Raw genomic sequence first — 23,784 nt, forward strand, 5'->3', positions numbered from 1 at the left:
GCGTCAGTCCATCCCCTGCATCCGCCGGGCGATCCGCCCATGGTCCCGCAACGCCCCCGCCAGCCCCGGCAGGACGGGTTCCCCGCGGTCGACGAGGACCCGGCCGCCCACCACCGTCGTCCACGCCCGGGCGGGTCCGCAGCGCAGCCAGGCCTCGACGGGGTCGCTGAGCGCGCCGGCGAGGGCGACCTCGTGGAGGTCCCAGACGACGAGGTCGGCGCAGGCGCCGGGGCGCAGATGGCCGATCTCGTCGTCGCGGCCGAGGCAGCGGGCCGAGCCGCGGGTGGCCATGTCGAGGGCGTCCCGCGCGGCCATCGCACCGGGTCCGCCGCGGTAGCGGCCGAGCAGCAGGGCGTTGCGGGTCTCCATCCAGAGGGAGGCGTGGTCCGTGGAGGCCGAGCCGTCGCAGCCGATGCCGACCGGCAGACCCAGTTCGCGCATCTCGCGCACCCGGGCGGTGCCGCCGCCGATCAGCATGTTGGAGCTGGGGCAGTGCGCGACGCCGACGCCCGCGGCCGCGAGGCGGCGCAGCTCGTCGTCGTTCGGGTAGATGCAGTGGGCGACCCAGGTGCGGTCGGTCATCCAGCCGCAGTCCTCGAAGTACTCCACGGGCCGGCAGCCGTACGTCTCCAGGCAGTACGTGTCCTCGTCGTGGTCCTCGGCCAGGTGGGTGTGGAGGCGTACGTCGTGGCGCTCGGCGAGTTCGGCCGTGGCGGTCATGACTTCCTTGGTGACCGAGAACGGCGAGCAGGGGGCGAGCGCGACACGGATCAGGGCGCCGGGCGCCGGGTCGTGGTGGGCCTTGATCAGGCGCTCGCTGTCGGCGAGCACCTCGTCCGTGCTCTGTGTGACGCTCCTCGGCGGCAGTCCCCCGTCCTCGACGGACCGGGTCATCGAGCCGCGCGTCGCGTGGAAGCGGAACCCGATGTCGCGGGCGGCTCCGATCTCGGCGTCGACCAGGCGCGGACGCGGGTGGACGTAGAGATGGTCCGAGGAGGTCGTGCAGCCGCCCATGAGCAGCTCGGCCATGCCCACGTACGCGGAGACGTACGCGGCCTCCTCGTCGAGGGCGGCCCACAGCGGGTAGAGCGTGGTCAGCCAGTCGAAGAGGGTGCCGCCCACGGCGGGCGCGTAGGAGCGGGTGAGGTTCTGGTAGATGTGATGGTGCGTGTTGACCAGGCCCGGGGTGACGAGCCGTCCCGCCGCGGAGAGCGTCGTCGAGGCCTCGGGTTCACTTCCCGGGGCGCCCACGGCGGCGACCCGACCGTCGGTGACGGCGAGCCAGCCGCCGGGGATCTCCCGATCCCCGTCCACGACCAGCAGTTCGGCGTCCTTGACCAGCAGATCCACGGCTGACGTCATGGCGTCATCGTAGACAGGCGGACGGGCGAAGGCCTGGCGGGTCGTCCGACGTCACACGTACGGTGTGATCATCATCGGCCCTCTTCAAAGGCGGTCCTACATGGCCCTGTTCGACCTCCCCCTCGACGAGCTCCACGAGTACCGCAGCGCGTCCACCGAGCCCGAGGACTTCGACTCGTTCTGGTCCAAGACCCTCCAGGAGGCCCGTGGGCACGACCTGGACGCCCGTTTCGAACGCGTCGACACCGGTCTGACGACGGTCGAGGTGTACGACGTGACGTTCGCGGGGTTCGGCGGGCACCCGGTGAAGGGCTGGCTGACGCTGCCCGCCGGGGCCGCGGAACCGGTGCCGCTGGTCGTGGAGTTCGTCGGGTACGGAGGCGGGCGCGGGCTGCCGCACGAGCATCTGCTGTGGGCGTCCACCGGCCGGGCGCACTTCGTGATGGACACCCGCGGCCAGGGCAGTGCGTGGGGCGGTGGCGGCGGCACGGCGGATCCGGTGGGCGGGGCGCCCGCCTATCCGGGTTTCATGACGCGCGGGATCGACGCGCCCGAGAACTACTACTACCGCCGGGTGTTCACGGACGCGGTGCGCGCCGTCGAGGCGGCCCGCTCGCACCCGCTGACGGACGCCTCCCGCACGGTCGCGCTCGGCACGAGCCAGGGCGGTGGCATCACGATCGCCGTGGGCGGTCTGGTCCCGGACCTGGTGGCCGTCGCACCGGACGTGCCGTTCCTGTGCGACTACCCGCGGGCGGCGGTTCTGACGGACCGTCACCCGTACCGTGAGATCGGCCTGTTCCTCAAGACCCACCGCGGCCGCACCGAGGACGCCCTGCGCACCCTGTCGTACTTCGACGGCGTCCACTTCGCCGCCCGCGGCCGCGCCCCGGCCCTCTTCTCGGCGGCCCTGGAGGACCAGACCTGCCCGCCCTCCACGGTCTTCGCCGCGTTCAACGCCTGGGCGCACGACGACAAGGAGATCGAGGTCTACGACTTCAACGACCACGAGGGCGGTGGCCCCTACCAGGAGGCGCTCAAGCTGCGCTGGCTGCGCTCGTACGTCTGAGGAACCGGGTCTTCCCTCCAGTCCGACCAGTCGGTACGTTCATCGGGCCCGGGTCGCAGTGTCGCGGTCCGGGTTGCCGGCGGACGACGGAGGCCAGCCATGTCCGAGCACGAAGCCCGCGTTCAGGGCCACTGCGACGAGCGTTTCGCAGGGGTGCGTGTCGCGTTCGAGGAGAACTTCCGGGAGCGGGGCGAGCTGGGGGCGGCGGTCGCCGTCACGGTCGGCGGGCGGACCGTGGTGGATCTGTGGGGCGGGTGGGCGGACGCCGCCCGCACCCGGGCGTGGGAGCGGGACACGCTGGTCAATGTGTGGTCGACCTCGAAGGGGCCCGTGGCCCTGTGCGCGCACATCCTCGCCGACCGGGGGCTGCTGGACTTCGACGCGCCGGTGGCCGCGTACTGGCCCGAGTTCGCCGCGGCGGGCAAGGAGAAGGTCCTCGTACGGCATCTGCTGTCGCACCGTGCGGGGCTGTCCGGACCTCGGGAGCCGCACTCGTTGGAGCAGCTCTACGACTGGGAGCTGACGACGCGGCGGCTCGCGGCGATGGAGCCGTGGTGGGAGCCCGGCACGCGGTCGGGGTATCACGCGCTGACGTACGGGTTCCTGGTCGGCGAGGTGGTGCGACGGGTGTCGGGACTGCTGCCGGGGGCCTTCCTGGAGCGGGAGGTGACCGGGCCGCTCGGCATCGACTTCACTGTCGGGCTGCCGGAGAAGGAGTACGGGCGCGCGGCCGAGCTGGTCCATCCGCCGGCCGCGTCGAGCAGTGAACAGGCCGCGATCTTCAGCCAGTTGGCGCCCCTCGCGCTGGCCGCGCTGGCCAACCCGCCGGCGGGGGCGGCCGAGGCGAACACACCCGGGTGGCGGGCCGCCGAGATCCCCGCCGCCAACGGCCACGGCACCGCCCGCGCCGTGTCCCAGCTGTACGGCGTCTTCGCGGGGCGGGGGACGTACGACGGCCACCGCGTCCTGTCGCCCGAGGCGGCCGAGCGGGTGCGGGAGGGGCAGGGCAGCTGTCGGGACCTGGTGCTGGGCGCCGGTTTCGAGAGCGAGACCGAGATCGGGCTGGGGCTGTGGCTCAGCGGGGCGAACGCGTCGTACGGGCCCAATCCCCGGGCCTTCGGGCACGACGGGTTCGGCGGTTCCTGCGGGCTGGCCGACCCCGAGGCGGAGGTGTCGCTCGGTTACGTGATGAACAGGATGGGGCCTCATATCGCCGACGATCCGCGGAAGATGGCGCTGATCGACGCGCTCTACGGCGCCCTGTGACGGGTGATCCGGTTTCGGGTGGTCCGGTTTCGGGTGGACCGGTTTCGGTCGATCCCCCGGGCCGCCCTTCCCTTGTGGTTTAGACCAATGCTAGATCTGGTGGCGCAATGAGCCCGCACGGCTACGGCACGTCACCGACAGGAGGCGCGGCATGGCCCGCACCACCACCCCGCACGAGGACCAACCCCTCTACTGGAGGATCGCCACGGAGTTGCTCGGCGAACTGCGCGACGGCACCGTCCCGCCAGGTGAACGGCTGCCGGGCGAACGGAAGTTGGCCGAGCACTTCGAGGTCAGCAGGGAGACCGTCCGGCAGGCGCTCCAGGTGCTGCGCCGCGACGGCCTGGTCGCCACCGACCGGCGGGGCAGCCATGCCGCGCTGCCCGCGGCGCCGGTCGAGGCCTCGTCCGCGCTCGCCTTTCCGGTCGGCGCCGACACCGCGGGCCCGGACGCGGCCGACCGGGCGAGGGTCACCTGGGAGACTCCCCCGCCGGAACACGCCGAGGCCCTGGGGCTCGCCCCGCACCGGCCGACCTTGATGCACCGCTACGAGTCGGGCCGGCGCACCGCCGTGACCTCCTTCTCCGCCGTGGCACTCGCCGAGGTCGAGGAGCTGGCCCGGTATCGCGGGCGGGCCGACGGCAGCGCGTCGGCGCAGCTGCGGCGGGCCTACGACTGGATGCGCAAGGCGGGCCTGACCCTGCACCACCGCGACTCCATCACCCCGCTCGCGGACACCCCCGCGGTCCGGGTCACCCGCCGGGTGCACGACCAGTACGCCCGCCCCCTGGAGATCACCGACCTCGTACTGGACGCCCGACAGGAGGCACTCGTCTACGAGTTCACGCTGCCGGCCGACGGAAGTACAGCTGCACGACGGAGCCCCTCGGGTCCAGGTCCTCGCTGACCAGGTCCGTCAACTGCCGTACGAGCCACATCCCGTGACCGCCCGGGGCCCGGATCCCGGGCGGCAGATGGCCGGGGAAGAGCGGTCGGGGCGCCGAGGTGTGCGCCCCGTCGTCCCGGATCTCGCAGATGACGTACTCGGGGTCGCTGCGCAGTCGTACGACGCCCCGTCCGCCGCCGTAGCGCAGGGAGTTCACGACGGTCTCGTGCACCGCCGCCACCAGGTCGTACGTCCGCTGCTCCGGCAGACCGACGCGACGCGCGTACGCGGCGAGGCCCTGGCGTACGGCCGCCGAGCCTCCACGGGCGAAGGGGATGTCGTCCGGACCGGCGGGCAGACGGCCGGGCCGCCGCGCGTCGCACTCCGCACCGAACTCCGCGGGGTCGGTGAAGTCGGCTGCCGCGTCGATGAGTTCGGGGTGGGTGCGGGCCGCGGTGCGGGCGATGTCGGCGGGCAGCGCGCGGGTGTCGTACGGGCAGAGGATCCAGTGGCCCGTGCCGGCGAAGACGACGTTCAGGAGGGACTCGTAGCGGATCCACTCCCAGGTCTCGAAGGCGCCCCGGCCCGCCCAGACGGGCTCGCCGACGACCCGCACGCGGCGGTCGGCGCCGCGCCGGTCGCAGTAGTCGCGGTAGCGGCCCAGGGTGCGGGACGGGTAGTCGTACCAGTCGTGGGCGTCGACGAACTCGACCTCGCGGGAGCGGTCGCCGAGCACCTCGCCGAGCAGGGTGAGGTTGTGCGGGCCCACCACCACGAGGACGGCGTCGCCGACGTCGAGGCCCTCGGTGACGAAGTCGGCCGTGCCGGCGAGGAACTCGGCGTCGGAGCCGTAGCGGAGTGCCTGATGGACGAAGCCGGGGCGGGTCACGGCGTGTCTCCGTCCGGCTCGAAGAGCAGGCCGGGGACGCGGTCCCAGCCGGTCACCCGCATCACCCGCTGGATGTGCGGGGCGACTCCCGACAGGACGAGGACGCCGTCCGCGGCGGAGAGGGCGAGCGCGGAGAAGACCAGCAGGCGCAGCGCGCCGACGTCGATGAAGTGCAGTTCGCTCAGGTCGAGTCGGATGCGGGCGCCGCTCGCGGGGCGGGCCCGCTCCGCGCGCAGGGCGCGGGCCACGGCGGTGACGTTGGTGTCGTCCACCTCTCCGGCGAGGGCGAGGCCGGGGGGTGCGAAGGTGCGGGTGATGGACAGCAGGTCGTCGAGCCACACATGGTCGGCGCCCACCCGGCCGTGGTGGAGCCCGGCGAGCGGGGCCAGTTCGGACTCGTCGAAGACCCGGCTGTCGTACTGGCAGATGCCGAGCACGGGCAGCGCGGCGAACACCGGGTCGAGCAGGAGTTCGCTGTCGTGCAGTGTCTTGAGCCCCTTCCCGCCCAGCGCCCGCAGGATCTCCGTGCACACCCGCAGCCCCAGGAAGCCGTCGCCGACCGCGCGCCGGGTCTCGCGGCGGATCATCTCGTCCAGGTCCCACAGCCCCTCGGGGGCGGCGAGATGGGCGTCGACGCACAGCCGGCCCGCCGCGAGCTCCTCCTCGACGCGGCAGCCGTGCGCCTCCAGGAAGGACAGGGCGACACCCGCGGGCATGTCGGCCGGCGGCAGGAGCAGTCCGCGGTGGCCGCTGGCCAGGCCGTCGAGCAGGAACGCGGCGAGGACGGTCTCCCGCTCCTCGTCCGTGTCGTAGCCGAGGAGCAGGTGGTCCCCGTGGCGCATCCGGCCCACGGTCGTCACAGCGGATACGGCCATCGCGCGCCTCCCTCGACGGGGCGTCACCGCTTCCACGCTACGCCGGATCGCGGCACCCCGTGAGGCGTTAGGGTGACCTACCGTCGGGTTGCGGTGAGGGGGGACGATGGCGGCCTCTGTGCAGGGCGGCAGGACCGGCAACCTTCCCGCCGAGGCGAACGAGTTCATCGGTCGCAGGCTCGAACTCACCGACATAGCAGCCCTGTTGGGGACAGCGCGACTGGTGACGCTGACGGGACCCGGAGGTGTCGGCAAGTCCCGGCTCGCCCTGCGCGCCGCCCATGTCGCGAAGCCGGCCTTCCGTGGCGGCACCTGGCTGGTGGAGCTGTCGGAGCTCAGGAATCCGGACCTCCTGACCAACACGGTGGCACAGGCGACCCGGCTGACCGAGCAGACCCTGCGGCCGCTCCTGGGAGCCGTGGGCGAGCACCTCGCCGGGCCGCCGCTGCTGCTGGTCCTCGACACCTGCGAGCACGTCCTGGACGAGTGCGCGCGTGTCGTGACGGAACTGCTCGCGCGGGTACCGGAGTTGCGGGTGCTGGCGACCAGCCGCCAGGCGCTGGGGGTACCGGGCGAGCGGCTGCTGGCGGTGACCCCGCTGCCGCTGGGCGAGGGCGACGACGCGGTGGCGCTGTTCGCGGCCCGGGCCGCGGCCGCGGTGCCGTCGTTCGCGCTCACCGAGGCCAACCGGGCGGATGTGGCGGCGGTCTGCGCCCGCCTCGACGGGATACCGCTGGCCCTGGAACTCGCCGCCGTACGGCTGCGGGGGCTCCCCCTCGACCGGCTGATGGAGGGGCTGGGCTCACGTTTCGACCTGCTGGTCTCCTCCGCCCGGCCGCGGCCGGCCAGGCATCAGACGCTGCGCACGGCCATCGGCTGGAGCCATGAGCTGTGCACGCCCCTGGAGCGGCTGCTGTGGGCCCGGCTCTCGGTGTTCGTCGGCGGCTGGGACGTGGAGGCGGCCGAGTTCGTGTGCCACGGCGGCCCGTTGAGCGCCGAGGACGTCCTCGCGCTGCTCGTCTCGCTCAGCGAGAAGTCGATCGTGACACGGGACGGCGAGGGTGTCGCGGGCCGCTATCGGATGCTCGACACCGTGCGCTCGTTCGGCGCCGAGTGGCTGGCCGGGCTCGGCGAGGAGGAGCCGGTGCGGCGCCGCCACCGGGACTACTTCCGGTGGATCGCCCGTCAGGGCGAGGCGGAGTGGCTGGGGCCGGGCCAGCGGATGTGGGCGGAGCGGCTGACCGCGGAGCACGCCAATCTGCGGCTGGCGATCGAGGAGTGCCTGGCGGCGCCCGAGCCGGAGACCGCGCTCGAACTCACCGGCAGCCTCTGGTACTTCTGGTTCGCCTGCGGGTTCGCGGAGGAGGGCCGGGGCTGTCTGGAGCAGGCGCTGGGCCGCGTCCCGGAGGGCGGCGGGCCCGAACACACCCTCGCCGTGTGGGCGCACCGGCTGGTCACCGTCGTACCGGACGACCTGGAGGCCGCCGAGTCGGTGAGCACCGCCTATGTGTGGCTCGCGGAGGAGCGTCATCTCCCGGTCCCCGCGCTGCCGTTGACCGGGGCGAGCCTGGCCGTGCGCGGCGAGTCGGCGCGCTCGGCGGTGCTGTACGGGAGCGGCCGGCAGGCCCCGGCGGGTGACGGCGGCGCCGAGTTCTTCCAGCTGATGACGCTCGCTCTCCAGGCGTATCTGCTGGCCGGGCAGGCCTCGTTCGAGCGCTGCGCCTCGGTCGCCGAGCGGCTGCGCCGGGAGTGCGCCGAGCGAGGCGAGCTGTGGATGCGGGCCTGGGGTGACTTCTTCGTCTCGCTCGCCGGGATCGGGCTCGGCCGGCCGGACGAGGCACTGCGGTCGGCCCGCGAGGCGCTGACCGCGAAATGGCGGGTGCACGACCGGCTCGGTGCCGCCGCGGTCGCCGATCTGCTGGTCGCCGCGCAGGCCGCCCGTGGTGAGGACGAGCTGGCCGCGCGCCTGCTGGGCGTCAGCAGGCGCCTGTGGCGCACGGCGGGGCTGCCGCAGCTGGGCAGACCCGACACCACCGTCTTCCACCGGGAGTACGAACGCCGGCTGCGCGCCTCCCTGGGCGACACCCGGTTCGCCCGAGCGGTGCGGGAGGGCGGGGAACTGGGGTCGGAGGCGGCGATCGGACTGGCGCTGGGGGGAGCCGGTACGGGCGAGGACACCTAGAGGGGGGCGGTCAGCTGGGCCGGGGCCGGGCCACGACCATGCGGACGCGCGGACTTCCGTCGCCCCGGCTCCCGAACTCGGGCAGCGCCATCAGCTCCACGCGGAATCCGGCGCGCTCCAGTTCCCCGCGCACGTCCCCCAGCCGAAAGGCCCGGTAGTACATGACGAACGGCGGCCGCCACACCGCGTTGCGCACCCGCATCACCACGTCGAAGCCCAGCAGCATCCAGTAGCCGAGCGATCCGGGGCGGGGCGGCGCGACGACCGGGAAGGCGAAGCAGCCGTCCGGCCGCAGCACGGAACGGACCTGGCCGAAGAGCCCCGGCAGCTCGCGCGGCAGAAAGTGCCCGAAGGCCCCGAAGCTGACGACGAGATCGAAGGCGGGCCCGAAGGGCAGCGCGCGGGCGTCCGCACGGACCCAGTCGACCCGGGGCCCGGCGGGCCGCACCCGCTCGCGGGCGACGTCGAGCATGCCGGCGCTGAAGTCGACGCCGGTGACGCTCTCCCGGCACACCCGCGCGAGCACACCGACCCCCGCCCCGGTGCCGCAGCACAGGTCGAGCCCAGCGTCGAAGGGCCCGGTCCGCCGCAGCGCCCGGGCGACGGAGTCGAGCACCGGGTCCGGGGTCCTGAAGGGCGTGTGGTCGAACTTGGGGGCGAGGAGGTCGTAGCCGTGCTCCACGGAGGACAGGGCCTGGACGGCGAGTTCGCGGAGGCTCGGGCCTTCTGGGCTGAACATCGCGTCAGCTTAGGGGAGCACCCCCATGGACACACCGCGGGCCGGGGCATAGCGTAGGCCGCGATTACTCAACTAATTGACTATGGAGTGAGGTCGTATGCGTGCTTTCCGTGAGGCCGTCGAGGCGTGGGACTTCGACGCGGTCGAGGCGCTGCTGGCGGAGGACGTCGTCTTCACGAGCCCGGTCGTCTTCAAGCCGTACCCCGGCAAGGCGATCACCGCGGCGATCCTGCGCGGCGTCTCCCGGGTCTTCGAGGACTTCCGCTACGAGCGCGAGCTCACCGGGGCCGACGGCCGCGACCACGCTCTGGTGTTCACCGCCCGGGTGGGCGACCGCGCGCTGACGGGCTGCGACTTCATCCACGTCGACGAGAACGGTCTGATCGACGAACTCACGGTCATGGTGCGGCCGTTGTCGGGCGCCCAGGCCCTCGCGGAGGCCATGGGCGCCCAGTTCGAGCGGATCGCGAAGGAGGCGGAGGCGGGCTCCGCCTCCTGACGTCAGGCGACGGTGACGGTGAGGGCGCCCGTGTACGTCGTACCGGGGGTGAGGGCCGTCTGCACCCCGTCGACGGTCAGCGTGACCGTCTTCCCGCGCGGCGCCTTCACCGTGGCGTCGGCGGCGAGCGCCAGGGAGGTCAGGTACGACGTGCCCGTGACGGTCCACGCCGACCCGCTGTTCAGCCGTACCACCACTCCGTTGTTCACGGCGGCCTGCGCGGTGTTGGTCACGATGCCGAGCTCGTAGAAGGTGGACGCGTCGATCGTGTCGACCCGGTGCTTGGTCCGCGACGCGGTGATGACGCCCTCGACGGTGGATTCCTCGAAGGTGAGGACCATGTTCTTGCCCTTGCGCATGCCGTTGTAGAAGTCGCCCTTCAGCTTGATCGAAGTGAAGGTCGCGGCCCCGTCCGCGGTGTGCGCGGCGGTGACGTCGAAGGTGGCGTCCTTGGCCGGGTCGCCCGTCGGCTCGGTGTAGACGCCGGTGTTGAGCATCTTGCCGTCGACACGCACCGGACCCGGGTCGTCCAGCTCGATCATCTGGAGGATGATCCCGTCGCCCGGGTTGAGCCGGGTGCCCCCGGCGCCGTCGACGCTGATGGCGGTCTGCTGGCCCTTGTTGAGGAAGGTGGCCCGCTCGGAGTTGATGACGGTGCCGCCGTCGAGGGTCAGCGTGCCGGCGCCGAAGAACATGTAGCCGAAGTGCCCCGAGTTCACGACCGTGTTGCGCACCGGAAATGCCTTGAGCTCGGCGGCGGACAGCCCGAGGTCGAGCTCGGTGTTCAGCGCGGCGACGGCGGCCCGGGTACTGGCGCCGTAGTGCACCACCGCGGCCGGTCCCGCGATGATGGTCGCGTAACTGCCGACGTCGAAGCGGGAGCCGAGAACCCGGACGACGGCGTCACCGATGGCGTAGGTGCCGTATCCGTACTCCCCGGTGTTCCCGACATGGCTGTCGACCACGGTCAGCTTCAGCCCGCTGCCGCCCTCGACCGACAGGGCGCCCCAGGTCTCCGAGAACACCGTGGAGTTGAGGTAGGTGGCCTTGCTGCTCTTGCCGATGAGGTTGGTGGCCCGGACGTTGCCGTCCAGGCCCAGCATCCACGGCACGGACTGCATGTACGGGGTCTCGACGGTGGCCTGGTAGTCGGCGGGCAGCACGCCGTTGCGCGTGTGGAGGACGGAGTTCTTGACGACGACATTGGCGCCGTCGTTCGCGATGACCGCGGTGCGGACCACGCCCTTGGTGCCGATGCGGGCCCCGTCCAACACCAGCTTGGTCGCCGCACCGTCGCCGACGACCGCGGCACCGTACCCGGCGAAGTCACAACGGCCGTTGCCGGTCAGGGAGATGGCGGTGCCGTTCAGCGTGTACGTGGCGTCCTGGACGAACACGCCGTCGAAGCACTCGCCGGTGGAGGTGATGGAGACGTTGCGGGCCGCGGCGTCGGTGACCTTGCCGCCGCGTACCGCGGTCAGTACGGACTTGTCCCGGTCGACGCCGGCCGCGTCCACGTACAGCGCCTGCCGGAAGGGGAAGGTGAGCGTCTCGTACGTCACCGCGGTGGCCTCGGCCACCGTGAGGACGACGTCCCCCCGGTAGGTGCCGGCCTGGATCAGTGTGGCCGTGCCGCCGGTCTCGGTCAGCAGCTGGCCGGTCTCCGTGCCGTCCACGGTGAGGGAGAGGCTGTACCCGTCGGGGGCGGCGATGGTTCCGCCCTCGGCGATGGACAGTTCGCTCACGCGGGTGGTCGCGGAGAGCTCGTACGTCTCGCCGGAGCCGACCGAGATCCGCTTGCCAGAGGTCTTTGTGCCGGCGGTGGCGGAGGCGGCCGGGAGCAGGACGGCGCCGGCCGTGGCGGTACCGGCGATCAGGACCGAGCGTCGGGTCATCAACGTCATTGCGTGCCTTCCCAGGGGTGGAGTGCGCCGTCGCGCAGTGTGAGCGGCCCGCCGTCGGAGAGACCTCACGACGGCCCGGGCTTCAGGCACCATCAGGTGCGCACGAGGAGTGAATCAGCCCCGCCCACCAGGCAATAGGGGCCGTGCGGAGGCATTTTGGACGCCGATGCCTCGGATCGCACGGCCCACTTCATGGCGGTCACACAGGGTGGTGACAGACACCGGTCATGCGGGCGCGACCATGCCCGCCGAGAGGTCGATGTCCGCTCCGCAGAGCCCCGGCATGGCCAGCATCGCCACCAGGGCCCGGGCCACTTCGTGCTCCTCCACGAGCCTGCCCAGCGCTGCCCGGGAGGCGAAGTCGTGCTCGGCCTCCTCGACGGTGCAGCCGGTGAGTTCGGCCGTGAGCCGGAAGTTGCGGTCCATCCGTGGCCCCCTGACCGGCCCCGGGGACAGGGAGTTGACGGCGACACCGCTCGGCCCCACCTCCCCGGCCAGGGTGCGGGTGAGGCCGAGCAGCGCCATCTTGGAGGCGGTGTAGGGGGTGCGGTGGAGCAGCGGCCGTTTCCCGCTGACCGAGGCCACGTTGACGACGTCGCCCCGGCCGGCCGCGATCATCGGCGGCAGGAAGGCCCGGCACATGAGGTAGACCCCGCGCACATTGGCGGCGAAGACGTCGTCCCACTCGTCCGGTTCGATGTCGGTGAGCGGCTTGACGGGTCCGGCGACGCCGGCGTTGTTGACGAGCAACGACACGTCCTCGTCGGCGAGTTCGGCGGCCAGCCGCCGCACGGACTCCGGTTCGGAGACGTCACAGGCGGCCGTACGGGCCTCGCCGCCCTCCTTGACCACCCGTAGCGCCGCGTCCGCCAGGGCCTGCTCGTTGCGCCCGACCAGGACGACCCGGGCCCCGGAATCCGCCAGGGCCAGCGCGAACGCCCGCCCCAGCGGCCCTCCCCCGCCCGTGACGAGGGCCGTTCGCCCGCGCAGGCTCATGCGCCGTTCCACTGCAGCTCGTCACCGGCGGCCTTCGCGGCCCGTACGTCGCCGGAGCGCGCGTGCCCCTCGAACAGCTCGACGCGGGAGGCCCGCCCGCACAGCCGGCCGAGCAGGGCCTGCGACCCGGTGTCGGTGACCTCCTGGTAGGTGACCGTCTTGAGGTACTTCCCCACCCACAGGCCGCCGGTGTAGCGGGCGGCGCCCCGGGTGGGCAGGACGTGGTTGGTGCCGATGACCTTGTCGCCGAAGGAGACGCAGGTGCCCTCGCCGAGGAACAGGGCGCCGTACTGGGTCATGCGCTCCAACGCCTCACGCGGGTCCGCGGTCAGCACCTCCACGTGCTCGAAGGCGAACTCGTCGGCGAGCGTGTACAGCTCGTCCAGGGAGTCCACGACATGCACCTGCCCGTGGTCGCGCCACGCGGGCTCGGCGAAGTCCCGGGTGGGCATGCCGGGCAGCAGCCGCTCGACCTCGGCGACCGTGCGCTCCGCGACCTCGCGGGAGGTCGTGATGAGCACGGCCGGCGAGTCGGGGCCGTGCTCGGCCTGGGAGAGCAGGTCGACCGCGCAGACGAACGGGTCGGCGTGCTCGTCGGCCAGTACGAGGATCTCGGTGGGCCCGGCGAACAGGTCGATGCCGATCTCCCCGAAGAGCTGCCGCTTCGCCTCGGCGACATAGGCGTTGCCGGGTCCGGCGATGAGGTTCACGGGCCGCATCGCGTCCGTCCCGACGGCCATCGCGGCGACCGCCTGGACGCCCCCCAGCAGCCAGATCTCGTCCGCGCCCGCCAGGTGCATCGCGGCGACGGTGGCGGCCGGGATCTCGCCGTGGATCGGCGGCGTACAGGCGACGACCCGGGGCACACCGGCGACCTTGGCGGTGACGATGGTCATGTGGGCGGAGGCGGTGAGCGGATAGCGGCCGCCGGGGATGTAGGCGCCCGCGGCCTGCACGGGGATGTGCTTCTGTCCCAGCCGCACCCCCGGCAGCGTCTCGACCTCGAACTCTTGCAGGGAGTCCAGCTGTCGGCGGGCGAAGTTCCGCACCTGGTCCTGGACGAACCGGATGTCCTCGATGACCTGTCGCGGTACCGACGCGACGATCCTCTCGACCTCCTCGTCGGAGAGCCGGAAGGAGTCGGGGCTCCAGTTGTCGAACTTCTCGGAGTACGCGCGCACGGCCGCGTCCCCGCGCTCACGGATGTCCGCGATGACGCCGGTCACGGTCTCCCGCACCTGGTCGAGGGAGGCGGCGACCTCGGCCCTGGGGACAGCGTGCTTCAGTATCTCTGCCACAACGGCGGCCTTTCTCAAGGGGGTCAGACGGGCGGCGCGACGAACAGCACGTCGGGGTCGTTGAACTGCTCCTTGGCGACCGACTCGCTCATCGGGTCGGCGGTGCCCCACTGGTCCTGGGTGATCGGATCGTCGACGTCATGGCGCCCGGGATGCCACAGGTCCTCTTCGAGGACGGCGAGTTCGGTCGTGTACTCCACGGTGTTGCCGTGCGGGTCGTGGAAGTAGGAGAAGGTGTTGTCGCCCGCGAGATGCCGGCCCGGTCCCCAGGTCAGCCGGGTCCCGGCGCGCAGCGCCCGTCCGGTGCCGCGCATGTACTCCTCGACGCCCCGCATCTCGAACGAGGCGTGGTGCAAGGAGACATGGGGGCCACGGGCGATGGCGAAGGAGTGGTGCAGGGGGCTGCACCGAAGGAAGTACATGAGGTCACCCATGTGCGTGGAGTACAGGGTGTCGGTGAGCCGGAAGCCGAGGTGTTCGATGTAGAAGTCCCTGAGCCCTTGCGGGTCCTGGGAGTTGACCACGCAGTGCGAGAGCCGTACGGGGATGGCCTCGCGCTCCTCCACCTTGCGGTGGGTGCGGGTGGCGACGTCCGCCGACACCTCGACGACCCGGCCGTCCGGGTCGAAGAAGCGCAGCCCGTATCCACCGCCCGGTGTGTCCAGGACCCGTGGCTCGTGGACGAGTCGCACTCCGGCCCGGCCGAGCCGCACCGCCAGTTCGTCGACCGCCGCGGGCGACACGGCCCCGAAGGCCACCAGGTCCATCCGCTTCCGCTCCTCCCTGCGGATGCGGACGATGTACTGCTCGGGGCTGCCCTCGGCGGCGAAGAAGGCGAGGCCGCTGTCGTTCGCGACCTCGGTGAGACCCCAGGTGGTGCCGAAGAAGGCGCGCTGTCGCTCGAAGTCCGGTACGGCCAGGTCGACATGGCGCAGATGGGTGACGGGCTGGAAGCTCATGGGTGGCTCCTGACGGTGTTGCGCTGGTGGCCCAGGCCGGTGATCTCCGCCTCGATGACGTCCCCCGGCTTCAGGAAGACGCCCCAGTGCGCGCCGTTGCCGGCCGGTGAGCCGGTGAGCAGCAGGTCTCCGGGGCGCAGGGTGGTGGTCGTGGAGACGTACGCGATGAGCCGCGGGATGTCGAAGATCATGTCCTTGGTCGACTCGTCCTGCCGGACGACTCCGTTGTGGCGCAGGGTGATCCGCAGGTCGTTCGGGTCGCCGGCGAAGGCGGCCGGGACGAGGAAGGGGCCGGTCGGCAGGAAGGTGTCGGCGTTCTTGGCGGTGAACCAGTCGGTGCCGATGGCCTTGAGGTCGGGGCGGTAGAGCCGGTCGCGGGTGGTGAGGTCGTTGCAGATCGTGTAGGCGGCGACGTATGACATGGCCTCGTCCGCCGGGATGTCCCTGCCCGGCTTCCCTATGACCAGGGCGAGTTCGAGCTCCCAGTCGTGCTGCTCGCCGAGTGCGGGCAGCACGATGTCGTCGTAGGGGCCGCACATCGCACGCGGGGAGCCGAGGAAGACGTACGGGACGCCGGTCCGGGTCCGCTCGTCCATCATCTGCTCGGCGTCCGCGCGGGCCTCCTCGGGCGTCGCGCCGTGCACGCTCTCCTTTTCTGCGGCGACCAGATCGACCACGTGCTTGCGGTAGTTGGCGCCGCTCTGGAGGATCTGGCCCGGCTCGACGGGGGCGAGGACCTCCAGGTCGGCGAGGTCGTGCCAGGTGCCGTCACGCAGGGCGCCGAGACGGGGCAGCCAGTCGTCCCACGCCTCGACCAGGGCGCGCACGGAGGACACCTGGTCGGAGAGGTCGCGCACCCGGGTCCCGGCGACCAGTCCGGGAAAGGGCTCGGCGTCGTGGCGGAACGTGCCGAGCGCGAAGGGGCCGGCGTGGGTGGGGATGGGGTCGGGCACGGGCGCTCTCCTCGTAGGGATGGGGGGGCGGCTCGTCATCGACGCTAGGGAGCCGGGGCCTCCGGCGGAAATGGCCATTCGCGATGCCTGCCATCGCCGGGCCCCGGTGCGCCCGGCGGCGCCTCCATCGCCGTACGGGATGGATGACGTCCCCCTTGTCGATGCCTCGATCCGTTGACCCCGCCACCGCCTCCGACCAGGCTCGGAGCACCCCCAACCGAGGAGATCAACGTGGTCGTCGAGCATGCCCGGCTGACGGTCGAGGGAGGCCGGGAAGAGGAGTTCCAGGAGGCCTTCGGCACAGCGCGTCAGGTGCTGGCCGAGGCCGACGGCTTCCAGTGGGCCCAGCTGCTGCGCTGCGAGGAACGGCCCCAGGGGTACCTCCTGCTGGTCGGCTGGGAGTCCGTCGAGGCCCACACGGTGGGCTTCCGGGAGTCCGAGCGGTTCCAGCGGTGGCGTGCCCTGGTCGGGCCGTTCTTCGCGGCGCCGCCGGACGTCGAGCACTACCACGAAGTCAGTCCGCGCTGACCCCGCCCTTTCCTACGTTCGCAAGGATCCCCCATGCCCGTACACAAGGTGCTCGTCGTCGGCGGCGGCATCACCGGAAGCGTGCTGTCGCTCGCGCTCGCCCAACGCGGCGCCGATGTCGAACTCGTCGAGATCTCCCCCCAGTGGTTCGGGGTGGGCCACGGCATCACCCTCCAGGGCAACGCGCTCAAGGCGCTGCGCTCGGTGGGGGTGCTGGAGCGGGTCCTTGAGCGGGCGGTGCCGTTCGACATCATGCGGCTGCGCCGCGCCGACGGCGAGCTGATCGTCCAGCTGGACACCCCGCACACCGGCGGCCCCGACCTGCCGTCGACGGCCGGCGCGCTGCGCGCCGACCTACAGGGCGCGCTGTGCGACGCGGTCTTCGCACATGGGGTGTCCGTACGTCTGGGTCTCACCATCGATCGTCTGGATCAGTCGTCCGACCACGTGGACGTCACCTTCACCGACGGCTCCACCGGCCGCTACGACCTGGTGGTGGGCGCCGACGGCATCAACAGCCGGATGCGTTCGCTGATCGGCATCGCCGAGAGGCCCCGCCCCGTCGGCATGTCGATCTTCCGGGTGGTGGCGGAGCGCCCCGCCGAGATGGACTGCGCCGAGGTGTACTACGGCGGACCCCGCTTCAAGGCCGGCTACAGCCCGATATCCCCCGACCAGTGCTACGCCTATCTCCTGGACGAGAACCTCGACGCCTCCCTCGTCGGCCCGCGCGCGCCGCTGGCCCTGATGCGCGAGCGCGGGGCGGGGTACGGCGGTACCTGGGGCAGGATCGTCGCCGCGCTGCCGGACGACACGGCCGTGGACTACCGCTGGATCGAGGCGGTCCTCGTCGACGAGCCCTGGCATCGCGGCCGGACCATGGTCATCGGCGACGCGGCCCACGCCTGTCCGCCGCTCATCGCCCAGGGCGCGGCCATGTGCATGGAGGACGCGGTGCTGCTGGCGGAGCTCGTCACCGGGGACGAGCCGGTGGAGAAGGCCCTGGAGCACTTCATGTCCCGGCGGCTGCCGCGGGTGCGGATGGTGCTGGAGAACTCGCTCCGGCTGGCCGAGTGGGAGATCCATCCGGGCACCCCGGGTGCCGACCCGGCGCGGATCATGTCGGAGACGCTCCAGTCGCTCACGGCGGCCGCATGAGCACCCCGGTCGTCGACTTCCACGGCCATCTGGCCGTCCCGGCCGCCGACGAGCTCGTCGCAGGAACCCCCGGCCTGGTCGCGGAGCTCGCCGCCGAACAGCGCGCCCACTCCCCCGCGTCGCTCGCCGTGAACCGGGCCCAACTCCAGCGGCTGGCACCGAGGTTGACGAGTGTCCGGGAGCGGCTGGCCGACCTCGACGCGATGGGCGTGGACATCCAGGTCGTCGGCCCGATGCCCATGCACCACTACTGGGCCGACCCCGACCTCGCCCTGCGTCTCGCCCGCACGGTCAACGAGGCCGTGGCCGCGCACTGCGCCGAGGCCCCCGACCGGCTGTACGGGCTCGGCACGGTCCCCCTCCAGCATCCCGATCTCGCGGTGGCCCTGCTGGACAGGGCGGTCACCGAGCACGGCCTGTACGGCGTCAGCGTCTCCACCACCGTCGACGGCCGCGAACTCGCCGATCCCGCGCACGACGCCGTCTGGCACAAGGCCGAGGAACTCGGCGCGGTCGTCTTCGTGCACCCGTGGGGCTGCTCGCTCGGCGAGCGGCTCGCGTCCCACTACCTGGGCAACACGGTGGGCCAGCCGGTCGAGACGACGATCGCCCTGTCCCATCTCGTCTTCTCGGGCGTCCTGGACCGTTTCCCCCGGCTGAAGCTGGTGGCCGCGCACGGTGGCGGCTATCTGCCGACGTACATCGGGCGCTCCGACCACGCGTGGCGGGTACGCCAGGACGCGCGCGGCTGTGCCGAACCGCCGAGCGCGTATCTGCGGCGCATGTGGTTCGACTCGCTGGTGTACACCCCGCGCGCCCTGCGCCACCTGGTCGAGGAGGTGGGCGCTGACCGGGTCGTCCTCGGCACCGACCACCCCTTCGACATGGGCGTCGAGGACCCCGTGGCCCGGCTGGACGCCGCCGGGCTCGACCCGGCCGACCGTGCCGCCGTCGCCGGGGGCAACGCCCTCGATCTGCTGCTGAAAGGACGTACCCGATGACCCCCCGCACCCACCTCGGTCCGATCGAGGAAGAACTGGCCAAGGCCCGTGCCGCCTACCGGAACTGGGGCCGCTGGGGCGAGGACGACGTGCTCGGCACGCTCAACTACCTCGACGACGCGATCCGCGCCCACGCGGCGGGGCTGGTCCGGCGGGGGCGGTCCTTCTCGCTCGCCCTGGAGTTCAACGAGTCGGGACCGCAGCGCGGTTTCCGCGGCCGTATCAACCCCGTGCACTACATGAAGGACACCGGCTCGGACGCGGCCGCGGGCACCCAGGGTTTCCCGCACGGCTTCGGTGGCGCGGACGACCATGTCGTGATGCCGTTGCAGGCCTCCACGCAGTGGGACGGCCTCGGCCACATCTTCGACAACAAGCAGGCCTGGAACGGTCGTTCGTGCACCATCGTCAACGGCGACGGTGACTCGGTGACGGGTATCGAGCACATGGCCGACGCCTTCACGGGCCGCGGGGTCCTGCTCGACGTGGGGCGGGCCGTGGGCGACGAGAACGGGGAACTCCCCGACGGGTTCGCCGTCCTGGAGGAGCACCTGCGCGCCACGATCGAGGCGCAGGGCGCGACGTCGACCGTCCGGCGCGGTGATCTGGTGCTGGTCAGGACCGGCCAGCTCGGCCGTGTCCGGCGGCTCGGCGAGTGGGGCGGTTACGCCGCCGGTGACGCGCCCGGTCTCTCCTTCACCACCCTCGGCTGGCTGCACCGCACCGAGATCGCCGCGATCGCCACGGACACCTGGGGCCTGGAGGTCCGCCCGTACGAGTTCGACGGGCCGGCGATGTCCCCGCTGCACCAGATCGCCATCCCCAACATGGGCCTCCCCCTGGGCGAGATGTGGGACCTGGAGACGCTGGCCGAGGACTGCGCCGCCGACGGCGTCTACGAGTTCCTGCTGGTCGCGGCCCCACTCCCGGTCACCGGAGCGGTGGGCGCACCCGTCAACCCGATCGCCGTGAAGTGAGGACCCCCGTGTTCACCGGCACACTCCACCACCCCGGCGACCCCGGCTTCGAGGAGGCCTGCTTCGGCCGGATCTTCAACGCCCGCCGCCCCTCGGACCGTACGCCCGCCGCCGTGCTGGAGGCCGTGTGCGAGCAGGACGTCGTCGAGGGCGTACGCCTCGCCCTGGAACGCGGCTGGCAGGTCGCCGTCCGCTCCGGCGGGCACAGCTGGGCCGCCTGGTCGGTGCGGCGGGACGCGCTGCTGATCGACCTCGGGGGCTTCCGCGAGATGGCCTACGACGCGACGACGGAGGTCGTGACGGCGACGCCCAGCGTCAAGGGCGGCGACGAACTCAACCCGTATCTCGGGGAGTTCGGGCGCTTCTTCAACGGCGGGCACTGTCCCTCCGTCGGTATCGGCGGGTTCCTCCTCCAGGGCGGGCAGGGCTGGAACGCGCGCGGCTGGGGCTGGGCGGCGGAGAACATCGTGGCGATCGACGTCGTCACCGCCGAGGGTGAACTGGTGCGCGCGGACGAGACCCGCAACAGCGACCTGTTCTGGGCGGCGCGGGGCGCGGGCCCGGGCTTCTTCGGTGTGGTCACCCGCTTCCATCTGCGCACCCGGCCCCTGCCCGGGCACCTGGGCCACACCGTGCACGCCTACCCGCTCGACCTCTTCGACGAGGTCATGACGTGGCTGCACGGCATGCACCACACGGTCTCGGAGCTCGTGGAGATCGTCGCGCTCACCCAGACACCGCCCGACCTCGACGAACCGGTGCTCCTGGTCACGGGCGTGTCGATGACGGACACCCCGGAGCAGGCCGCCGAGGCGCTCGCCCCGCTGCACGCCAACCCCTACGCGGACCGGGCGATCTTCCGTATCGAGGCGCAACCCACCACCCTGGCAGCACAGTTGGACAACCAGCGGGCCGCCAACCCGGAGGGCCACCGCTATCTCGTCGACAACGCCTGGCTGACCGGGCCCGCCGACCAGGTCGTCCCGGCGATCCGCGAGGCGTTCACGCAGCACCCCACCCGGCAGACCTTCACGATCTGGTTCTCCATGGCCCCGCTGCGTGAACTCCCCGACATGGCCTTCTCGTTGCAGTCGGAGATCTACTGCGCCACGTACGTCGTCCACGACGAGCCGGAGCGCGACGCCGAGCTGCGCGACTGGCTGGACGGGGCGATGGCGGCCATGCGGCCGGTGACCGCGGGCCAGTACCTCGGGGACTCCGACTTCACGGTGCGGCAGTTGAGGTTCATGGGCGACGAGCAGTGGCTCCGGCTCCAGGAGATCCGGGCCGCTCGTGACCCGAAGGGGCTCTTCGCGGGCTGCCTGAGCACGGGGGCCGTCACCAACACCAACCACTGGGAGCAGTGAGCGATGCGTTTCGCGACATACGAGTTCGAGGGTGTGAAGCGCGCCGGTGTGGTGCGGGACGGCATCGTGCATCCGCTGCCGGTGAGCGTGCTGGAGCTCGTGCGGGAGGAGGCCCTGCACACCGTGGGCGCGGAAGCCCTCGACCGGGCGAGCGAGTTGACGGTGGATCAGGTGCGGCTGCTGCCGCCGATCGAGCCGCCGTCCGTCCGGGACTTCGTCGGGTTCGAGGCGCACATCGAGGGGGTGTCGAAGTCGCTGGACGGACTGGAGCACGTGCCCGAGGAGTGGTACCGGGCGCCCAACTTCTACTTCACCAACCCGCACGCCGCCTACGGCGCCCATGACGACGTACCGATCCCGGCGGGTTGCGCGGTGCTCGACTTCGAGCTGGAGGTCGGGGCGGTGATCGGCCGCAGCGGCCGTGATCTCACGCCGGAGCGGGCCCGGGAGCACATCGTCGGCTACCTCGTCTTCAACGACTGGTCGGCGCGGGATCTCCAGAAGCCGGAGAAGAACCTCGGGCTCGGCTTCTCCAAGGGCAAGGACTTCGCCAACACCCTCGGCCCGTACCTGGTCACCGCGGACGAGGTCGCGGACCGGCGGGACCCGGAAGGCTTCCTCGACCTGGAGATGACGGCCACCCTCAACGGGGAGCTGATCGGGCGGGACACCCTCGCCAACATGTCCTGGACGTTCGAGGAGATGGTGGCCTACGCCTCCCGGGACGCCTGGGTGCGGCCCGGGGACGTCCTCGGCTCGGGCACCTGCGGCTGGGGTGCGCTGGCGGAGTTCTGGGGGCGGCTCGGGGAGCGGACACCGCCGCCGCTGAAGCCCGGCGACGAGGTGACACTGAGCGTGGAGCGGCTGGGCACCCTCAGCAACCGTGTCGTGCCGGGGCGGACGGACGCCTATCTGCCGCGGGCCCGGAAGCGCGGCCGGACGCCTCGCCCCTGACCTGCGCGTATTGCCCGCTCGGATGACTGTTATCGGATCCCTGTGAGTTCCTGCCCGGCCCCTTCCTCGGCCGGGGAGCGGTAGTTACTCTCCCCTTCACCGGGCTTCAAAGACGCGGCCGGAAGGAAACACCCGTGGGTCTCGGAGCGATCGATCTCAATCTTCTGGTGGCACTGGAAGCCCTCCTGGAGGAGAAGAACGTCACGCACGCCGGCGTGCGCCTGTCCACCAGCCAGTCCGCGATGAGCGGCTCACTGGCCCGGCTGCGCCGGCACTTCAACGACGAGCTGCTGATCCGGGTGGGCCGCGAGTACGAGCTCACCCCGCTCGCCGAACGGCTGCTGCCCGTCGTCCAGGCCTCCCTCCACAAGGCGGAGGAGGCGCTGTCGCTGACCAGGCACTTCGACCCGGGGCGCAGTCGGCAGCGGTTCTCCGTGGTGATGTCCGACTACGTGATGACGGTGTTCGTCGAGCCGCTGCTGCGGGCCATCGCCCAGGAGGCGCCGGGGGTGCGGATCGACTTCCACCCCATCGTGATGGGCCAGCTGGAGACGGAGACGCATCTGCGCTGCCACGATCTGATGATCGTGCCGCTCGGCTATCAGCTGCCCGGGGTCAGCGAGACCGTGATGCACGACCGGTTCGTGTGTCTGGTCGACCCGGACAACCCGCGTCTGGTGGACGGACGGCTCTCCTTGCGCGACCTCGCGGAGATGCCCCACGCCGCCTGCGCCATCGGCAAGCTCACGCCCGCCGACCGCCAGCTGGAGACCCTCGGTATCACCCCGAAGGTGCAGGTCAGCACGCCCGGCTTCAATGTGCTGCCGTTCCTGGTCGGCGGTACCGATCTGGTGGCCCTGGTGCCCGAGCGCCTGGCCCGCCGCTACGAGGGTTTCGCGCGCTGCGCCGTCGTGGAAGCTCCTTTCCCGGACGTGCCGCTGGTGGAGGCCATGTACTGGCACCACAACCGGCACGCCGATCCCGCCCACCGGTGGCTGCGGGAGACCGTGCGCAAGGTCGGCGCGTCCCTCGGGCAGGAGATCGCCGCCGCGGATGACAGCCATGGCGAACACGCGTTTCCGGAGCTGAGCGCGGCTTCCTAGCGTGGACGGGAGACATCCCCGTACCGAGTGGAGGAGCCGTGAGCCGTACGCGTCTGGCGGGCCGTACCGTCGTCGTCACCGGAGCCGCGCAGGGCCAGGGAGCCGCGGAGGTCACCGCGGCCGCCCGCGAGGGCGCGGCGGTGATCGCGACCGATGTCCTGGACGAGCCGGGCGAGAAGCTGGCGGCGTCCCTGCGCGCCGACGGGCTGGACGTGCGCTACCGGCATCTGGATGTGTCCTCGCCGGACGGCTGGACCGCTCTCGCCGCCGAACTGGACGTCGTGCACGGCCTGGTGAACAACGCGGGCATCCCGATGCGGGCCCGCCTCGGCGAGGTGCGGCTGGAGGACTGGGAGCGGGCGTTCGCGGTCAACACGACCGGCGCGCTGCTCGGCATCCAGGCGCTCGTGCCGCTGATGCCGCACGGGGCCGCCATCGTCAACGTGGGCTCGGTCGCGGGCCTCACCGCCCATCACGCGGTCGCCTACACGGCCAGCAAGTGGGCCCTGCGCGGCCTGTCCAAGGTGGCCGCGCTGGAGCTGGCCCCGCGGGGCATCCGTACGAACGTGATCCACCCCGGGTACATCGAGACGCCCCTGATGGCGTCGGCCAACCCGGTGTTCGTCCAGGCACACCTCGCCATGACCCCCCAGGGCCGCGCGGGCACCGTCGACGAGGTGGCGCCCCTGGTGGTCTACCTGCTGTCCGAGGAGTCGTCGTACGTCAACGGCGCGGAGATCACCGTCGACGGCGGGTACGCGGCGCACGGCGGGGTGAAGGCGATCACGAACGCGCTGGACGCGTAGGCCGTATGCGGTG

At 71.9% G+C, this 23,784-nt stretch carries 22 protein-coding genes; 13 read left to right on the forward strand and 9 right to left on the reverse strand.

The window, feature by feature from the left end:
• Positions 1 to 3: 3 nt before the first annotated feature.
• Positions 4 to 1,362, reverse strand: a complete 1,359-nt coding sequence (locus HLK59_RS05050) for an 8-oxoguanine deaminase (protein WP_171139997.1) — start codon at positions 1,360 to 1,362, stop codon at positions 4 to 6.
• Between the two features lie 100 nt (positions 1,363 to 1,462).
• On the opposite strand from HLK59_RS05050, the gene HLK59_RS05055 reads away from it, so the two are divergent.
• The 3 genes from HLK59_RS05055 to HLK59_RS05065 all read left to right on the forward strand — a co-directional run bounded on the left by HLK59_RS05055 (position 1,463) and on the right by HLK59_RS05065 (position 4,604).
• Positions 1,463 to 2,431 (forward strand): acetylxylan esterase, encoded by a 969-nt coding sequence (locus HLK59_RS05055; RefSeq protein WP_171139998.1) that lies wholly within the window; start codon positions 1,463 to 1,465, stop codon positions 2,429 to 2,431.
• A gap of 99 nt (positions 2,432 to 2,530) precedes the next feature.
• Positions 2,531 to 3,697, forward strand: a complete 1,167-nt coding sequence (locus tag HLK59_RS05060) for a serine hydrolase domain-containing protein (RefSeq protein WP_171139999.1) — start codon at positions 2,531 to 2,533, stop codon at positions 3,695 to 3,697.
• A gap of 151 nt (positions 3,698 to 3,848) precedes the next feature.
• Positions 3,849 to 4,604 (forward strand): GntR family transcriptional regulator, encoded by a 756-nt coding sequence (locus tag HLK59_RS05065; protein ID WP_171140000.1) that lies wholly within the window; start codon positions 3,849 to 3,851, stop codon positions 4,602 to 4,604.
• Here HLK59_RS05065 and HLK59_RS05070 read toward each other — a convergent pair.
• Together HLK59_RS05070 and HLK59_RS05075 are read right to left on the reverse strand one after the other, a co-directional pair.
• Positions 4,540 to 5,472 (reverse strand): sensor histidine kinase, encoded by a 933-nt coding sequence (locus HLK59_RS05070; RefSeq protein ID WP_171140001.1) that lies wholly within the window; start codon positions 5,470 to 5,472, stop codon positions 4,540 to 4,542. The genes HLK59_RS05065 and HLK59_RS05070 overlap by 65 nt on opposite strands.
• A complete protein-coding gene (locus HLK59_RS05075; protein WP_171140002.1) occupies positions 5,469 to 6,347 on the reverse strand; it encodes an MEDS domain-containing protein in 879 nt (292 codons plus the stop codon). The genes HLK59_RS05070 and HLK59_RS05075 overlap by 4 nt, the downstream gene beginning before the upstream one ends.
• A 106-nt stretch (positions 6,348 to 6,453) precedes the next feature.
• Here HLK59_RS05075 and HLK59_RS05080 point away from each other — a divergent pair, with 106 nt between their 5' ends.
• Positions 6,454 to 8,529, forward strand: a complete 2,076-nt coding sequence (locus tag HLK59_RS05080) for a hypothetical protein (protein WP_171140003.1) — start codon at positions 6,454 to 6,456, stop codon at positions 8,527 to 8,529.
• 10 nt (positions 8,530 to 8,539) lie between these two features.
• Here the strand turns inward: HLK59_RS05080 and HLK59_RS05085 are convergent, their stop codons facing one another.
• Positions 8,540 to 9,268 carry a class I SAM-dependent methyltransferase gene (locus HLK59_RS05085; RefSeq protein ID WP_171140004.1) on the reverse strand — a complete coding sequence of 243 codons (729 nt, stop codon included), beginning with the start codon at positions 9,266 to 9,268 and terminating at the stop codon, positions 8,540 to 8,542.
• A 97-nt stretch (positions 9,269 to 9,365) separates the two neighbouring features.
• On the opposite strand from HLK59_RS05085, the gene HLK59_RS05090 reads away from it, so the two are divergent.
• Positions 9,366 to 9,767: a nuclear transport factor 2 family protein gene (locus HLK59_RS05090; protein ID WP_171140005.1), complete on the forward strand. Its 402-nt coding sequence runs from the start codon at positions 9,366 to 9,368 to the stop codon at positions 9,765 to 9,767.
• 2 nt (positions 9,768 to 9,769) lie between these two features.
• On the opposite strand, the gene HLK59_RS05095 is transcribed toward HLK59_RS05090, so the two are convergent.
• The 5 genes from HLK59_RS05095 to HLK59_RS05115 form a co-directional block, all read right to left on the reverse strand.
• A complete protein-coding gene (locus tag HLK59_RS05095; RefSeq protein ID WP_240982219.1) occupies positions 9,770 to 11,662 on the reverse strand; it encodes a hypothetical protein in 1,893 nt (630 codons plus the stop codon).
• 234 nt (positions 11,663 to 11,896) lie between these two features.
• Entirely contained in the window at positions 11,897 to 12,667 is a 771-nt protein-coding gene (locus HLK59_RS05100) for an SDR family NAD(P)-dependent oxidoreductase (RefSeq protein WP_171140007.1), read from the reverse strand.
• Positions 12,664 to 13,965, reverse strand: a complete 1,302-nt coding sequence (hisD, locus tag HLK59_RS05105) for a histidinol dehydrogenase (protein WP_171140008.1) — start codon at positions 13,963 to 13,965, stop codon at positions 12,664 to 12,666. Before hisD ends, HLK59_RS05100 begins: the two co-directional genes overlap by 4 nt.
• Positions 13,966 to 13,988: 23 nt before the next feature.
• Entirely contained in the window at positions 13,989 to 14,924 is a 936-nt protein-coding gene (locus tag HLK59_RS05110) for a VOC family protein (RefSeq protein ID WP_171140009.1), read from the reverse strand.
• Positions 14,921 to 15,877, reverse strand: a complete 957-nt coding sequence (locus HLK59_RS05115; RefSeq protein ID WP_171140010.1) for a fumarylacetoacetate hydrolase family protein — start codon at positions 15,875 to 15,877, stop codon at positions 14,921 to 14,923. The genes HLK59_RS05110 and HLK59_RS05115 overlap by 4 nt, the downstream gene beginning before the upstream one ends.
• A 231-nt stretch (positions 15,878 to 16,108) precedes the next feature.
• Between HLK59_RS05115 and HLK59_RS05120 the strand changes: the two genes are divergently transcribed.
• From HLK59_RS05120 to HLK59_RS05155, 8 genes are all read left to right on the forward strand, one after another.
• Entirely contained in the window at positions 16,109 to 16,405 is a 297-nt protein-coding gene (locus HLK59_RS05120; RefSeq protein ID WP_171140011.1) for an antibiotic biosynthesis monooxygenase, read from the forward strand.
• Positions 16,406 to 16,438: 33 nt separating this feature from the next.
• Positions 16,439 to 17,563 carry an FAD-dependent monooxygenase gene (locus HLK59_RS05125; protein ID WP_171140012.1) on the forward strand — a complete coding sequence of 375 codons (1,125 nt, stop codon included), beginning with the start codon at positions 16,439 to 16,441 and terminating at the stop codon, positions 17,561 to 17,563.
• Positions 17,560 to 18,564, forward strand: coding sequence for an amidohydrolase family protein (locus HLK59_RS05130; RefSeq protein ID WP_171140013.1), 1,005 nt, complete (start codon positions 17,560 to 17,562; stop codon positions 18,562 to 18,564). Before HLK59_RS05125 ends, HLK59_RS05130 begins: the two co-directional genes overlap by 4 nt.
• The gene (locus HLK59_RS05135; RefSeq protein WP_171140014.1) at positions 18,561 to 19,541 is read left to right on the forward strand and encodes a cyclase family protein; all 981 of its coding nucleotides are present in this window, start codon (positions 18,561 to 18,563) and stop codon (positions 19,539 to 19,541) included. The genes HLK59_RS05130 and HLK59_RS05135 overlap by 4 nt, the downstream gene beginning before the upstream one ends.
• An 8-nt stretch (positions 19,542 to 19,549) precedes the next feature.
• The gene (locus HLK59_RS05140; RefSeq protein WP_346779652.1) at positions 19,550 to 20,908 is read left to right on the forward strand and encodes an FAD-binding oxidoreductase; all 1,359 of its coding nucleotides are present in this window, start codon (positions 19,550 to 19,552) and stop codon (positions 20,906 to 20,908) included.
• A 3-nt stretch (positions 20,909 to 20,911) separates the two neighbouring features.
• Positions 20,912 to 21,862, forward strand: coding sequence for a fumarylacetoacetate hydrolase family protein (locus tag HLK59_RS05145; protein WP_171140016.1), 951 nt, complete (start codon positions 20,912 to 20,914; stop codon positions 21,860 to 21,862).
• Between the two features lie 134 nt (positions 21,863 to 21,996).
• Positions 21,997 to 22,965, forward strand: coding sequence for a LysR family transcriptional regulator (locus tag HLK59_RS05150; RefSeq protein ID WP_171140017.1), 969 nt, complete (start codon positions 21,997 to 21,999; stop codon positions 22,963 to 22,965).
• A 38-nt stretch (positions 22,966 to 23,003) separates the two neighbouring features.
• The gene (locus HLK59_RS05155; RefSeq protein ID WP_171140018.1) at positions 23,004 to 23,771 is read left to right on the forward strand and encodes an SDR family oxidoreductase; all 768 of its coding nucleotides are present in this window, start codon (positions 23,004 to 23,006) and stop codon (positions 23,769 to 23,771) included.
• Positions 23,772 to 23,784 lie beyond the last annotated feature (13 nt).

The sequence above is a fragment of the Streptomyces sp. S3(2020) genome (assembly GCF_013044505.1).
Lineage (GTDB): Bacteria > Actinomycetota > Actinomycetes > Streptomycetales > Streptomycetaceae > Streptomyces.